Annotated in this window: 15 protein-coding genes, 1 riboswitch and 1 other annotated feature; of the genes, 11 read left to right on the top strand and 4 right to left on the bottom strand. The window is 42.3% G+C overall.

Features of this window, described 5'->3' with window-relative positions:
- Positions 1–47: 47 nt before the first annotated feature.
- A complete protein-coding gene (locus HT698_RS05085; protein ID WP_173219646.1) occupies positions 48–452 on the top strand; it encodes a PaaI family thioesterase in 405 nt (134 codons plus the stop codon).
- Between the two features lie 32 nt (positions 453–484).
- On the opposite strand, the gene HT698_RS05080 is transcribed toward HT698_RS05085, so the two are convergent.
- The 4 genes from HT698_RS05080 to HT698_RS05065 all read right to left on the bottom strand — a co-directional run bounded on the left by HT698_RS05080 (position 485) and on the right by HT698_RS05065 (position 4,191).
- Positions 485–1,747 (bottom strand): nucleobase:cation symporter-2 family protein, encoded by a 1,263-nt coding sequence (locus tag HT698_RS05080; RefSeq protein WP_173219643.1) that lies wholly within the window; start codon positions 1,745–1,747, stop codon positions 485–487.
- A complete protein-coding gene (locus tag HT698_RS05075; RefSeq protein ID WP_000770415.1) occupies positions 1,747–2,328 on the bottom strand; it encodes a xanthine phosphoribosyltransferase in 582 nt (193 codons plus the stop codon). Before HT698_RS05075 ends, HT698_RS05080 begins: the two co-directional genes overlap by 1 nt.
- Before the next feature lie 326 nt (positions 2,329–2,654).
- A riboswitch (purine riboswitch) is annotated at positions 2,655–2,750 on the bottom strand.
- A 215-nt stretch (positions 2,751–2,965) separates the two neighbouring features.
- A complete protein-coding gene (locus HT698_RS05070; RefSeq protein ID WP_173219640.1) occupies positions 2,966–3,352 on the bottom strand; it encodes a VOC family protein in 387 nt (128 codons plus the stop codon).
- An 11-nt stretch (positions 3,353–3,363) separates the two neighbouring features.
- The gene (locus HT698_RS05065) at positions 3,364–4,191 is read right to left on the bottom strand and encodes an exodeoxyribonuclease III (protein WP_173219637.1); all 828 of its coding nucleotides are present in this window, start codon (positions 4,189–4,191) and stop codon (positions 3,364–3,366) included.
- A gap of 219 nt (positions 4,192–4,410) precedes the next feature.
- On the opposite strand from HT698_RS05065, the gene HT698_RS05060 reads away from it, so the two are divergent.
- The 10 genes from HT698_RS05060 (at position 4,411) to trpB (ending at position 14,555) form a co-directional block, all read left to right on the top strand.
- Positions 4,411–5,310 (top strand): type II CAAX endopeptidase family protein, encoded by a 900-nt coding sequence (locus HT698_RS05060; RefSeq protein ID WP_173219634.1) that lies wholly within the window; start codon positions 4,411–4,413, stop codon positions 5,308–5,310.
- Positions 5,294–5,581, top strand: coding sequence for an autorepressor SdpR family transcription factor (locus HT698_RS05055; protein ID WP_000006510.1), 288 nt, complete (start codon positions 5,294–5,296; stop codon positions 5,579–5,581). Before HT698_RS05060 ends, HT698_RS05055 begins: the two co-directional genes overlap by 17 nt.
- Positions 5,562–6,203 (top strand): SdpI family protein, encoded by a 642-nt coding sequence (locus tag HT698_RS05050; protein WP_173219631.1) that lies wholly within the window; start codon positions 5,562–5,564, stop codon positions 6,201–6,203. Before HT698_RS05055 ends, HT698_RS05050 begins: the two co-directional genes overlap by 20 nt.
- A gap of 126 nt (positions 6,204–6,329) precedes the next feature.
- Positions 6,330–6,785 carry a DUF3290 family protein gene (locus tag HT698_RS05045; protein WP_173219628.1) on the top strand — a complete coding sequence of 152 codons (456 nt, stop codon included), beginning with the start codon at positions 6,330–6,332 and terminating at the stop codon, positions 6,783–6,785.
- Positions 6,782–7,417 carry a DUF421 domain-containing protein gene (locus HT698_RS05040; RefSeq protein ID WP_173219625.1) on the top strand — a complete coding sequence of 212 codons (636 nt, stop codon included), beginning with the start codon at positions 6,782–6,784 and terminating at the stop codon, positions 7,415–7,417. Before HT698_RS05045 ends, HT698_RS05040 begins: the two co-directional genes overlap by 4 nt.
- Before the next feature lie 54 nt (positions 7,418–7,471).
- A complete protein-coding gene (locus HT698_RS05035; RefSeq protein ID WP_173219622.1) occupies positions 7,472–9,217 on the top strand; it encodes an ABC transporter transmembrane domain-containing protein in 1,746 nt (581 codons plus the stop codon).
- Complete coding sequence (locus HT698_RS05030) at positions 9,207–10,949, top strand: ABC transporter ATP-binding protein (protein ID WP_173219619.1); 1,743 nt, start codon at positions 9,207–9,209, stop codon at positions 10,947–10,949. The genes HT698_RS05035 and HT698_RS05030 overlap by 11 nt, the downstream gene beginning before the upstream one ends.
- 130 nt (positions 10,950–11,079) lie before the next feature.
- Positions 11,080–11,772, top strand: coding sequence for a sugar transferase (locus tag HT698_RS05025; RefSeq protein WP_000922228.1), 693 nt, complete (start codon positions 11,080–11,082; stop codon positions 11,770–11,772).
- 42 nt (positions 11,773–11,814) lie between these two features.
- Positions 11,815–13,044: a DegT/DnrJ/EryC1/StrS aminotransferase family protein gene (locus HT698_RS05020; protein ID WP_166736605.1), complete on the top strand. Its 1,230-nt coding sequence runs from the start codon at positions 11,815–11,817 to the stop codon at positions 13,042–13,044.
- 332 nt (positions 13,045–13,376) lie between these two features.
- Positions 13,377–14,555 carry a tryptophan synthase subunit beta gene (gene trpB, locus HT698_RS05015; RefSeq protein ID WP_000208437.1) on the top strand — a complete coding sequence of 393 codons (1,179 nt, stop codon included), beginning with the start codon at positions 13,377–13,379 and terminating at the stop codon, positions 14,553–14,555.
- Positions 14,552–14,776 (top strand) — a binding site (T-box leader). (Overlaps the previous gene by 4 nt.)
- The last annotated feature ends 88 nt before the right edge of the window (positions 14,777–14,864 follow it).

Raw genomic sequence — 14,864 nt, 5'->3', positions numbered from 1 at the left:
TATAAAAAGTAGTATCATAGTGTCGTTTGAAATATCGGGAGGAAACGATGAAAGATTTGCATTTTGACGCTATATCTGCCTTTGAAAATTACGAAATAGAAAAAATGAGAGATGGTCATGTTGTGGTGACGACCAAAGTGGTGGACTCGTCGCTCAACTACTATAGCAATGCCCATGGTGGCTATCTCTTCACCCTTTGTGACCAGATTAGTGGTTTGGTGGTTATCTCGCTGGGGCTTGATGGAGTGACGCTCCAGTCCTCTATCAACTACCTCAAGGCAGGAAAACTCGACGACGTGTTGACCATTAAAGGAGAATGTGTCCATCATGGACGCACAACCTGTGTCGTGGATGTGGATATCACCAATCAAGAAGGCAGAAATGTCTGCAAAGCAACCTTTACCATGTTTGTCACAGGCCAGCGGTCAGAAGACAGACAGGTAAGGATATAGATAAACAAAAAAGAGGCTCACACCTCTTTTTCTTATTTCTTCTTCCTGTTTAATACTGCATTGAGAACAATGGCTAGTAAGCTGGCTACGACAATTCCGTTTGAGAAGAACATTTGGAAGGCTGTTGGCATGCTGACAAAGAGATTACTATTGTTGAGTCCGACACCTGCAGCGATGGAGACAGCTGCGATAAGGAAGTTGTGTTCATTGTTAGCAAAGTCAACGCGGGCGAGGATTTGCATCCCTTGAAGGGAAACAAAACCAAACATCACCAGCATAGCACCACCGAGGACAGGGCTTGGAATGATTTGGGCAAGGGCGCCAAACTTAGGAAGGAGTCCAAGGAGAACTAGGAAACCAGCTGCGTAGTAGATTGGCAGGCGAGTTTTAATGCCTGACAATTTAACCAAACCAACGTTTTGTGAAAATCCTGTGTACGGGAAGGTGTTAAAGATTCCTCCGAGAAGTACGGCCAAGCCTTCTGCGCGGTAACCGTTGCGCAGGCGCGTGCTGTCGATTGGGTCTTTCGTGATATCAGATAAGGCCAGATAAACACCAGTCGACTCAACCATAGACACCGTTGCGATGATACACATCATGACAATAGATGAGATTTCAAAGGTTGGCATCCCAAAGTAGAGTGGAGTTGGGACATGGACAAGTGGTGCTGCTGCAACAGGAGAGAAGTCAACCAAGCCCATGCTAGCAGCAATGGCAGTTCCAACAACTAGACCAATCAAAATAGAGATAGACTTGATAAATCCTTTGGTAAAGATGTTAATCAAGAGAATAATCAAGACAGTGATAGCTGCAAGCAAGAGACTTTGACCAGTTGGCTCTGGAACGTTATTTCCCATATTTCCAATAGCAACAGGAATCAAGGTTAAACCAATAGTGGTAATAACAGATCCTGTTACGATAGATGGGAAGAGATTGGCAACTTTTGAGAAGATACCTGAAACAAGAACCACGTAAATCCCTGATGCGATAAGGGCACCAAACATAGCGCCACTACCATGGCTTTGTCCAATCATAATCAAGGGAGCGACTGATTGGAAGGCAACTCCGAGAACGACTGGTAGCCCAATCCCAAAGTATTTGTTGAGTTGGAGTTGGAGGAAAGTTGCCACCCCACACATGAAGATATCTGTAGAAATCAGGTAGGTCAATTGCTCAGTTGAATAGCCAAGGGCTGTCGCAATCATGATGGGAACCAGGATAGATCCTGAGTACATGGCTAGTAAGTGCTGCAAGCCAAGAACGGCTGCTTGTGAATGTTTTTCTTGAGTTTGCATTAGAGATCTGCCTCCTTAAATACGACTTGACCATTTTCAAAACGATCCAAACGAGCGAGTGATAGAACAGGGTAGCCTGCTTTTTCAAGCAAATCACGGCCATCTTGGAAGGATTTTTCAATCACAATACCGATAGCTTCGACTGTGGCACCAGCTTGTTCGATGATTTGAATCAAGCCTTTAGCAGCTTGGCCATTAGCAAGGAAGTCGTCGATAATCAAAACCTTGTCCTCTGGTGAGAGGAATTTTCCAGCGATAGAAACGGTGCTGGTTACCTGCTTGGTAAAGGAGTAAACTTCGGCAGTTAAGATTCCTTCGTTCATAGTGATGTTTTTAGCTTTTTTAGCGAAAATCATGGGAACGTTTAAGGCTTCAGCTGTAAAAACGGCTGGGGCAATACCAGACGCTTCAATGGTTACGACCTTGGTAATGCCAGCAGAAGCAAATTTTTCCGCAAAAACCTTACCAATCTCTCTCATCAAGCTAAAGTCAACTTGGTGGGTTAAAAAGGAATCCACCTTGAGGATGTTATCACCCAAGATATGCCCATCCTTGAGGATGCGCTCTTCTAATAATTTCATAAGACCTCCTAAAGTCTAAAAGCCAGTTTACTTGTTGGTTAAATGTTTCTATGGGGATCCAGTTTGCTAGTACTATATATTTGATAAAACTAGTACGAGCGAAGCGAGTCTTATCAAATATTTCCCGTTGTAGTGGTATCATAGACAATAAGTTTGTTATTGTCTATGACGGAATTTTTGAGACTTTTGGCTCAAAAATTAGGGATGAAATTCCGAAGGAAGTTGCTCCCGTCCGCACTAATTAAGGGAAATATTAAAAATATTCAAAAAGGACCTACTTAATCTCTAAGTAAGTCCCCCAAATAGGCATGGCAAAAACGACCATACCTCACTTCTGACTTACTTATTGTTAGGTGTTCCGGCACCTTGTAGAAACGTCGTGCCAATTCACGACATAAACAAGTAAAATGATATTCAATTTCAAATAGGCTTGAGCCAATGTTTTTATTTTACACTAAATAACTTTAGAAATCAAATATTTTGTTAGTGTTTTGGTTTGAAAAACGAACAAATATAATAAAAAAAGGCAAGAATTAACTTATTGACTAACATTTAGAAGGTTTTTCCATCATAAAAGGCATATTATCAAGATTTTTCAAGACTTGACAATATGCCTTTTTCTTCAGTCTTTATGTTTCTACTCGCTAAATCTTAAAAAATAGCCATCTGGATCCAAAACTGCAAATTCATGAGGATAGATATATTGTTCGCCAACTCGAAATTCTCTTTTAGTCAAAGGACGATGAATAGGATAGTTAGACTCGATTACTTTCTGATAGAGTCGAGGAACATCTGCAATGCCAAAGGAAATATTGACACCGCGCCCGAAAGGATAGGTCAGCTGAGCTAATTCTTCTGCGCTGCCTTCTTCTAGCATAAGTTGGCAGTCTTCAAGCGAGAGGAAGAGAAATTTCTCCTCTGGACGCTCGTATTCGACAGAAAATCCCAGCAAGTCGCAGTAGAAGTGGCGTGACTTTTCGAGGTCAGATACTACAAATTCAGGAATGACAGCTTGATAGTCCATTAGCTTTCTCCTTAGAGCTCAATCTCCATGACAATGGGTGTATGGTCTTGGCGAGCACCTGAGTCAATCATATCAGACTTGGTCACCTTGTCAGCGATGCGGTTACTTGTGAGCCAGTAGTCGATTCTCCAGCCTGTATTGTTGATTTTAGAAGTTTTGCTACGTTGTGCCCACCAAGTGTAACGTTCTGGGACATCGCCGTGAACATGACGGAAGGTATCAGTAAATCCAGTTGCCAAAAGGTTGGTAAATCCAGCACGTTCCTCGTCGGTAAATCCTGGTGAACGGCGGTTGCTAGCAGGATTTGCAAGGTCGATCTCATTGTGGGCTACGTTGTAGTCACCAGTCGCAAGGACTGGTTTTTCTTTGTCTAGTTCAGCCAAGTATTCAGCATATTTGACATCCCAGACTTGACGTTCTTCCAAGCGTTTGAGGCCGTCGCCAGCGTTTGGAGTGTAAACTTGGGTAACGAAAAATTTATCAAATTCTAGAGTGATGATACGACCTTCCAAGTCCATGGTAGAAGGGGCACCGATTTCTGGGAAGCTGATAGTGGGTGTGAGTTCTTTCTTATAGAGGAACATAGTACCAGCATAGCCTTTGCGGGCAGGCTCTTGAGAAGAGCGCCACGTGTTTTCGTAGTCTGGGAAGAGTTCTTCTAAAATTTCCAAATGTTTTTTAGTAGGACCCTTGGCAGAAAGTTTGGTTTCTTGGATAGCGATGATATCAGCATTTTCAGCGACCAAGGTTTGTAGGACTTCTTGGGACAATTTGGCGCGAGCTGAGTCACTAGTTAGGGCTGCGTTGAGGGAATCAATATTCCATGAGATGAGTTTCATAAAGTTACCTTTTTCATTCAGATTATAGATTTTATTATACCAAAAAAAGGTTTATTTCCCCAACGTATGGTTTGAAAAATTACTCTTTAGACTTTATCCTGAGAAAATAAAAATTCCCTAAACTATTTAGAAAAAAATCTAAATAGTTCTTGTGTTTAGAATAGAAAGGTGTATAATATTATTTAGAAAAACATCTAAATAGAAAGTGAAGTTACATATATGTCAAATAAGAGAACAATCCTTCTTTTTGTGGTCTTGGCTTATGCCCTTGCTTGGATAATATGGTTGGCACTATGGTTAAGTGGTGTTGGTCTAAACTCTTCATGGAGTCAACTTGCTAGTATTGTAGCCATGTGGATGCCTGCACTTGCAGTCTTTATTTTAGGGAAAATCACGAATCAGCCTAGTGGAATCAAATCTAAATTAGTCGTGAATCTCAAGAGAAACTGGCGCTTTTACTTACTAGCTATCTGGTTACCAGCAGTTATCAGTTTTTTAGGAGCAGGACTTTATTTTCTTGTATTTCCTAGCAATTTCAGCCTTGGTTTTGAATCTATTCAAGCTATTTTACAAGAAAAAGGAGTCCTTCAATCACCGATTCCCTTATCTTTCTTGGCTTTGATTCAAATCCTAGCTAGTTTGACCTACGCTCCTTTTCTTAATAGTTTCTTTGCATTGGGGGAGGAAATTGGTTGGCGGGGCTATCTTTATCCAGTGCTAAGAGAACGCTTTTCACTAGTCCAGACTCATGTCTTGCTTGGTCTCATTTGGAGTCTTTGGCATTTACCAATCAATTTGCAAGGATATAATTATGGCCTTACTTATTTTGCTTATCCCGTTTTGGGAGTTGTTGCTATGTTTCTATCTTGTTTTAGCCTAGGAATATTGTTGAGCTGGTTGTTGGAAAAGACAGGTTCTATCTGGGCTTCTGCCCTATTTCATGGGGCAATCAATGCAACTGCAGGTATTGGGTTACTCTTTCAATTGCCAGGAGAAAAAGTTTCAAGCCTCTTGATTTTAGGCCCATCACCGACCGGAATGCTATCCGTTCTACCTTGCTTATTCCTAGCCCTACTAATATTACAAAGGGAAAGGAGGCATTATGAGTTTTGCAAATAGTTTTAAAGCCTTATCTCATCCAGTTAGGAGAGAGATTTTAAATTTACTCAAAGCAGGTAGATTATCTGCAGGAGAAATTGCAAGTCAATTCGAGTTGACAAGTGCAACGATTTCACACCATCTCACGATTTTGAAAGCAGCGGATTTGATTCATGAAATGAAAGAAAAAAACTTTATTTATTATGAGTTAAATACATCGGTTTTAGAGGATATAATGGTTTGGTTAGCAGATCTGAAAGGAGATCATTTTGATGAAGATAAAAATCAATAAGAAATTGGTATTATTTACGAGCATTCTCATCCTACTACCTTCCCTTGTAGGTTGTGTTTTCTGGAATCAATTACCAGAGGAGATACCCACTCATTTTAATCTACTGGGTCAAGCAGATGGCTACAATCATAAAATGTCTGCTATCTTTGGATTACCGACTCTCATGCTTTTGATGCATTGGTTGCTTCTATTTATAATGATTAAGGATCCTAAATCTAGCAATATCAGTTCAAAAATACAAGTTTTGATTTACTGGATTATTCCTTTTGTATCTTGTCTATCAATGATTTCTATCTTCGGAGAATCTTTGGGTTATTCCATGATGAGTGGGCTACTAACTCAGATTTTTATGGGAGTCGTGATGATCGTAATTGGAAATTATCTACCAAAAACACACCGAAATTATATAATCGGTATTCGACTACCGTGGACCTTGGAGAATGATGAAAACTGGAGAAAAACGCATCGCCTAGCTGGAAAAATTTGGGTATTAGGAGGATTGTTGTTGATTCTAAATTCCTTTGTGCAATTATATGTTTACTGGGTATTCTTCTTGACACTTTTCTTTGTAGTGATAATTCCTAGTGTCTATTCTTATCAATTATCAAAATTAGAATCTTGAAACAGGTATTTGAGTTATTAGTTAGAGAAGTTGGTCTGATAAGTCTATTTCCCCAACGTATGGCTTGAAAAATCACTCTCTTTCGTTTATAATGAAGAATGATTTTATGAAAGGGAGTGAAAATAAATGAAATTTTACTCATATGACTATGTACTTAGCCAAATCAGTCAGCAAAATGGCATCATGATTGGCTTTGGGATTGTGCTCCTAGCTATCACAGGATTTTTTGCTTTTAAGGCTTATCGAGATAAAAAGGGGACTAAGTTTCGGGAATTGGTCATGATTTTGGCCTTGACCTTGGTAGCCATGCTTTTGGTGACGATTTCAAAATACCAGACCAATCAAGCCTCAAACAACCAATTTCAAACTTCCCTTCATTTCATAGAGGTTGTTTCCAAAGACTTGGGAGTGGATAAATCAGAAGTTTATGTCAATACTTCTGCAACCACTGATGGAGCGCTTGTCAAGGTAGGTTCAAATTTCTACCGCGCCATGAACGGGAGCCAACCAGACAAGTATCTTTTAGAGAAATTAGAATTGCATCAAACAGACGCTATTGAATTGGTGGAGGTAAACAAATGACACTCAATTATATGGAAATTTTAATCAAACTGGCCTTGGGGCTTTTCTCGCTTGTTTTTGTTATCAATGTGACAGGAAAAGGAAACCTAGCACCTAACTCTGCGACAGACCAAATTCAGAACTATGTTCTTGGTGGTATCATCGGTGGGGTGATTTACAATAGTTCAATCAGTATTCTCCAGTACGCAGTGATTTTGATGATGTGGACGATTTTGGTCTTGACCCTCAAGTGGCTCAATAACAATGTTCGTTTTGTGAAACATTTGATTGATGGGAAACCAACTCTTCTTATCAACAATGGAAAGATTGACCCAGAAGCCTGTCGTTCAGTTGGCTTGTCTGCAGCGGATGTAGCCCTCAAACTTCGTAGCCAAGGGATTTTCCAGATGAAGCAAGTTAAACGAGCTGTGCAGGAGCAAAATGGCCAACTCATCGTGGTCCAAATGGGAGATGAAAATCCTAAGTATCCAGTTGTGACTGACGGTGTGATCCAAGTTGATGTTTTGGAATCGATTGGTCGTAGCGAAGAGTGGTTGCTTGATAATCTCAGCAAGCAAGGGCATGACAATGTTGCCAATATCTTTATCGCTGAATATGACAAGGGTGCCGTTACAGTTGTAACCTATGAATAAGAAAAACCTGGGGTCTTGGCCTCAGGTTTCCATTTGCAATCAGAAAGGGATTTTATGTCCATTATTCAAAAACTTTGGTGGTTTTTCAAGTTAGAAAAACGCCGTTATCTAGTCGGAATTGTGGCCTTGGTCTTAGTTTCCGTCCTCAATCTCATCCCTCCCATGGTCATGGGGCGGGTGATTGATGCCATCACATCGGGGCAATTAACCCAGCAGGCCCTCCTTCTTGACCTATTTTACCTGCTGCTTGCGGCCTTTGGGATGTACTATCTGCGCTATGTTTGGCGTATGTATATTCTAGGGACTTCCTACCGTTTGGGACAGATTATGCGCTCTCGCTTATTTGAGCATTTCACAAAAATGTCTCCAGACTTTTATCAGACCTATCGGACGGGGGACCTGATGGCACATGCAACCAACGATATCAATGCCTTAACCCGTCTGGCAGGCGGCGGTGTTATGTCTGCGGTGGATGCCTCTATCACGGCTCTGGTGACTTTGTTGACCATGCTCTTTAGCATCTCATGGCAGATGACTCTTGTTGCCATTCTCCCTCTACCTTTCATGGCTTATGCGACCAGTCGTCTAGGGAGAAAGACCCACAAGGCCTTTGGCGAATCCCAAGCTGCCTTTTCCGAACTCAATAACAAGGTGCAGGAGTCTGTATCAGGTATTAAAGTGACCAAGTCTTTTGGGTATCAGGCGGACGAGTTGAAGTCCTTTCAGGAAGTCAATGAATTGACCTTTCAAAAGAACCTCCAAACCATGAAATACGATAGTCTCTTTGACCCTATGGTTCTCTTGTTTGTTGGTTCATCCTATGTCTTAACGCTCTTGGTAGGCTCCTTGATGGTTCAGGAAGGGCAGATTACAGTTGGGAATTTAGTTACCTTTATCAGTTATTTGGATATGTTGGTCTGGCCTCTTATGGCTATTGGTTTCCTCTTTAATATCACTCAGCGAGGGAAGGTTTCTTATCAGCGGATTGAGGAACTTTTGTATCAGGAATCACCTGTACAAGACCCTGAGTTACCTTTAGATGGTATCGAAAATGGGCGTTTGGAGTACGCTATTGACAGCTTTGCCTTTGAAAATGAGGAAACACTGACGGATATTCACTTTAGTTTGGAAAAAGGGCAAACTCTGGGCTTGGTTGGTCAGACAGGCTCTGGAAAAACGTCCTTGATCAAACTTCTCTTGCGTGAATATGATGTGGACAAGGGAGCCATTTATCTAAATGGCCACGATATTCGTGACTATCGTCTGACAGTTCTTCGTAGTCTTATGGGCTATGTTCCTCAGGATCAGTTTCTCTTTGCGACTTCTATCTTAGACAATATCCGCTTTGGCAATCCTAACTTGTCCCTTTCAGCAGTCGAGGAGGCGACGAAGCTAGCCCAAGTTTACCAAGACATTGTAGCCATGCCTCAGGGATTTGATACGTTGATTGGTGAAAAAGGAGTCAGTCTTTCTGGAGGTCAAAAGCAGCGTCTGGCCATGAGTCGAGCTATGATTTTAGACCCTGACATTTTGATTTTGGATGATTCTTTGTCCGCCGTGGATGCCAAGACAGAGTATGCCATCATCGACAACCTCAAGGAGACGCGAAAGGACAAAACAACCATTATCACTGCCCATCGCCTCAGTGCAGTTGTTCATGCAGATCTGATATTGGTTCTGCAAAATGGTCAAATTATCGAACGTGGTACGCACAAAGACTTGCTAGCCCTAGATGGCTGGTATGCCCAAACCTACCAGTCTCAGCAGTTGGAAATGAAAGGAGAAGAAGATGCAGAATAAACAAGAACAATGGGCTGTATTGAAGCGCTTGATGTCCTATCTCAAGCCTTATGGACTCCTTACCTTTTTGGCACTCAGTTTTCTCCTAGCGACTACGGTCATCAAAAGTGTCATTCCCCTTGTGGCTTCCCACTTTATCGACCAGTATCTCAGCAATCTCAACCACCTCGCCGTGACCGTTTTGCTGGCCTACTATGGCCTTTATATCCTACAAACTCTGGTCCAGTATGTCGGCAATCTTCTCTTTGCGCGCGTGTCTTACAGTATTGTTAGGGATATTCGTAGCGATGCCTTTGCCAATATGGAGAAGCTGGGCATGTCTTATTTTGACAAGACGCCAGCAGGCTCCATTGTCTCTCGTTTGACAAATGACACCGAGACCATCAGTGATATGTTTTCGGGGATTTTATCTAGCTTTATCTCAGCAGTTTTCATCTTTCTGACAACTCTTTATACCATGTTGGTGTTGGATTTTCGTTTGACAGCATTAGTCTTGCTCTTTCTCCCCTTGATTTTCCTTTTGGTCAATCTCTATCGGAAAAAATCAGTGAAAATCATTGAGAAAACCAGAAGTCTCTTGTCAGATATCAACAGCAAGCTGGCTGAAAACATCGAGGGAATCAGAATAATCCAGGCCTTTAATCAAGAGAAGCGCCTGCAGGCAGAATTTGATGAGATCAACCAAGAACACTTGGTCTATGCCTACCGTTCTGTAGCCTTGGATGCCCTCTTTTTGCGCCCTGCCATGAGTTTACTGAAACTCCTAGGATATGCTGTCTTGATGGCCTACTTTGGCTATCGTGGTCTTTCTATCGGGATAACGGCCGGGACCATGTATGCTTTTATCCAGTATATTAATCGTCTCTTTGACCCCCTGATTGAGGTGACGCAAAACTTTTCAACCTTGCAAACGTCTATGGTTTCTGCAGGTCGTGTCTTTGCCTTGATTGACGAGAGGACCTATGAGCCTCTTCAAGAAAATGGACAGGCCGAGATCAAAGAAGGCAATATCCGGTTTGAACATGTATGTTTCTCTTATGATGGAAAACATCCGATTCTGGATGACATTTCCTTCTCCGTTAACAAGGGTGAAACCATTGCCTTTGTGGGTCATACAGGTTCTGGGAAATCTTCGATTATCAATGTCCTCATGCGCTTTTATGAATTTCAATCAGGGAGAGTTCTCTTGGATGATGTGGATATCAGGAACTACAGTCAGGAAGAGTTGAGAAAAAACATCGGTCTGGTCTTGCAGGAACCCTTCCTCTATCATGGAACCATTAAGTCCAATATCGCCATGTACCAAGAAATCAGTGATGAGCAGGTCCAGGCTGCAGCTACCTTTGTCGACGCAGATTCCTTTATTCAAGAACTCCCTCAGGGTTATGATTCCCCTGTTTCTGAGCGTGGCTCCAGTTTTTCAACAGGTCAGCGTCAGCTTCTTGCCTTTGCCAGAACAGTCGCCAGTCAGCCTAAAATCCTGATTTTGGATGAAGCGACAGCTAATATTGACTCTGAAACAGAAAGTTTGGTTCAAGCATCGCTGGCTAAGATGAGACAGGGACGGACAACCATTGCCATTGCCCACCGCCTTTCTACCATCCAAGACGCCAACTGTATCTATGTTTTGGACAAGGGGCACATCATCGAGAGCGGAACCCATGAGGAACTTTTGGCCTTGGGTGGAACCTACCACAAGATGTATAGCTTGCAGGCAGGGGCCATGTCCTAATACTCGTTGATTTTCATTGAGCATAAGAAGGAAATCCTTCAAATTACAGATTTCTTTCACCGCCTTTTCCATTTTGTGGTATAATGAAAAATGTTGACAAATAGTATAATAAAAACAAAGGAGAAACAGCATGCTGAAATGGGAAGACTTGCCCGTGGAAATGCAATCAAGCGAGGTTGAGTCTTACTACCAGCTTGTCTCTAAAAGGAAAGGTTCGCTGATCTTCAAGCGTTGTCTGGACTGGGTTCTGGCCTTGGTTTTACTGATTTTGACTTCTCCCATCTTTCTTATCTTGAGCATTTGGATCAAGTTGGATAGCAAGGGACCTGTCATTTACAAGCAAGAGCGCGTGACCCAGTACAACCGTTCGTTCAAGATTTGGAAGTTCCGTACTATGGTAACGGATGCGGATAAAAAAGGAAGTCTAGTGACTTCTGCTAACGATAGCCGTATTACCAAAGTGGGAAATTTCATTCGCCGTGTGCGCTTGGACGAACTACCTCAGCTAGTGAATGTCCTTAAAGGCGAGATGTCCTTTGTTGGGACACGACCTGAGGTGCCACGCTACACGGAGCAGTATAGTCCTGAAATGATGGCGACCTTGCTCTTGCCAGCAGGAATCACCTCTCCAGCTAGTATCAACTACAAGGATGAGGACACGATCATCAGTCAAATGACGGAGAAAGGTCTGTCAGTTGACCAGGCCTATGTCGAACATGTCCTTCCTGAAAAGATGCGCTATAACCTCGCCTATCTCCGAGAGTTTAGTTTCCTTGGAGACATCAAAATCATGTTTCAAACCGTGTTTGAGGTACTAAAATAAAGTAGTCATGAGAAAATGAGTACAGATAAAAGGAGCAAATCAATGCCAAATTACAATATTCCATTTTCACCACCCGATATTACAGAAGCAGAAATTGCTGAAGTAGCGGATACCCTTCGTTCTGGTTGGATCACAACAGGTCCTAAGACAAAAGAACTAGAGCGTCGCTTGTCTCAATATACACAGACGCCTAAGACTGTCTGTCTTAACTCTGCAACTGCCGCTCTTGAGTTGATTTTACGTGTGCTTGAAGTGGGACCTGGTGATGAGGTTATCGTTCCAGCCATGACCTATACAGCTTCATGTAGTGTCATCACTCACGTAGGAGCGACCCCTGTCATGGTGGATATTCAAGCAGATACGTTTGAAATGGACTATGACCTGCTTGAGCAAGCTATCACTGAGAAAACTAAGGTGATCATCCCAGTAGAGCTCGCAGGGATTGTTTGCGACTACGACCGTTTGTTCCAAGTTGTGGAGAAAAAACGTGATCTCTTTACCGCTTCAAGCAAGTGGCAAAAGGCCTTTAACCGTATTGTGATTGTCTCTGATAGTGCCCACGCTTTGGGATCTACTTATAAAGGGCAACCAGCTGGTTCTATTGCTGACTTTACCTCCTTCTCATTCCATGCCGTTAAGAATTTTACAACGGCAGAGGGTGGAAGTGCCACTTGGAAAGCCAATCCAGCGATTGACGACGAAGAGATGTACAAGGAATTCCAGATTCTGTCGCTTCACGGGCAAACTAAGGATGCCCTTGCTAAGATGCAACTGGGATCATGGGAATATGATATCGTCACACCAGCCTACAAGTGCAATATGACCGATATCATGGCGTCACTTGGTTTGGTACAATTGGATCGTTACTCTGGTTTGCTAGAACGTCGTAAGGACATTGTGGACCTCTATGATCGTGGTTTTGCAGGTTCTCGCATCCATCCTTTGGCACACAAGACTGAAACTGTCGAATCTTCACGTCACCTCTACATCACCCATGTAGAAGGAGCGAGTTTAGAAGAACGCAATCTTATCATCCAAGAATTGGCTAAAGCAGGAATTGCAAGCAATGTCCACTACAAACCGCTTCCGCTCTTGACAGCCTATAAGAATCTTGGCTTTGATATGGCGAATTATCCCAAGGCCTATGCCTTCTTTGAAAATGAAATTACGCTCCCTCTTCACACTAAATTAAGTGATGAAGAAGTGGACTATATCATTGAGACTTTCAAAACAGTTTCTGAAAAAGTGCTAACTTTATCAAAAAAATTGTAAAAAAGTCTTGACAAAGAAAAAACAAAGTATTAAAATAAACTCAACAAATCAGAAAAGTAACTATCTTTGATCTTCAGGGAGCCTGTGGTGATTGTGAACAGGTGGTTGGAAGTAGTGAAAGTGGGCTGATTTTAAAAATGAATTTGAAACAATGAAAATTCGGTGCGCACACCTTACAGTGCAACTTGTTGTTAGACAAGGTAGAGATGTAAAGGGGAATACTCCCTTTATAATTGAGGTGGCACCGCGTTACCAACGCCCTCACACAGAATTCAATCTGTGTGTGGGCTTTTTTCATATCTTGAAATCAATACTGAAAGAGGAAAAATTTTATGACAACTAAAGGTTATTTTGGACAATTTGGTGGTAGTTTTGTACCGGAGCCAATTCAGGCTTTGTTGGATGAGTTGGAAGTGACATTTGACAAGTACAAGGATGATCCAGAGTTTTTGGCAGAGTTTCGCCATTACTTGAAGGATTATTCAGGTCGGGAAACACCGCTTTATTTTGCAGAAAGTTTGACAGATCACTTAGGTGGGGCTAAGATTTATCTCAAGCGCGAAGATCTTAACCATCTGGGTTCTCACAAGCTTAATAACGTTTTAGGACAAATTCTTTTGGCTAAACGTATGGGCAAAAAACGTGTTATCGCAGAAACAGGAGCTGGTCAACACGGTGTTGCGACAGCAGCGGCTGCAGCCAAGTTTGGCATGGCCTGTGATGTCTACATGGGGGCAGAGGATGTGGAGCGTCAACGTCTCAATGTTTTCCGTATGGAGATGATGGGAGCAACTGTTCACGCAGTTGAAACTGGAACGCGTACCCTTAAGGATGCGGTTGATGCAGCCTTTGGAGCATGGATGAATGACCTTGAAGCCTTCTACGTTTTGGGATCTGCTGTAGGCCCTCATCCTTATCCTACAATTGTTCATGAATTCCAAAAGATCATCAGTGAAGAATCTCGTCGTCAAATCTTAGAAAAAGAAGGACGCTTGCCAGATTACGTTATTGCCTGTGTAGGTGGTGGTTCCAATGCTATCGGTGCTTTTTCGCAGTATGTGGCTGATGAAGAAGTCAAATTGGTTGGGGTCGAAGCTGCTGGTCATGGACTTGATACAGACAAGCACGCAGCTACTATGACAAAAGGTAGTATCGGAATTGTCGACGGTATGAAGACCTATGCAGTCTTTAAGGAAGATGGAGAGCTGGCTCCAGTTTACTCTATCTCAGCTGGTTTGGACTATCCAGGGGTTGGCCCAGAACACGCTTACTTTAAAGATTCAGGTCGCGTGGAATATGTCGCTGCGACAGACGAAGAAGCTGTTCAAGCCTTGCTCCTCCTCAGCAAGACAGAAGGAATTATCCCAGCGATTGAAAGTTCGCATGCCATCGCAGAAGCAGTTAAACGTGCACCGAAACTAAGTAAAGACGACATTATCATCATCAATGTCTCTGGTCGTGGAGACAAGGACGTAGCTGCGATTGCAGACTACCTAGAAGCTAAAAAATAAAAGATGGAAAAATTACAGTCCTTTCTCTCACAGAGAGCTTGTGGTTGCTGGAAACAAGCAGAGAAAACTGTAAGGTTGGGTCCATCTGAAACAAGAGAAAAAAACATAATTCTCAAGGGAGTGCCCTTTATCGCACAGCCTGTTACAGGATTTTCTGAGACAGGAATGAGAGATAGGAGAAATCCTATAATTGAGGTGGCACCGCGAATTTCGTCCTCACGCAAGTTATTTTGCGTGGGGATTTTTATATGTCTATTATAGGTTCAGCTGTTTAGTTTTAAATTGTTGTTCATTATTAAATAGATTGCT

Origin of the sequence: Streptococcus sp. 3109 (genome assembly GCF_013276905.1) — a bacterium.
In the GTDB taxonomy this organism is placed as follows: Bacteria; Bacillota; Bacilli; order Lactobacillales; family Streptococcaceae; genus Streptococcus.
Note: the sequence above shows the minus strand (reverse complement) of the source record. Positions and strands in the feature narration are given on the sequence as shown.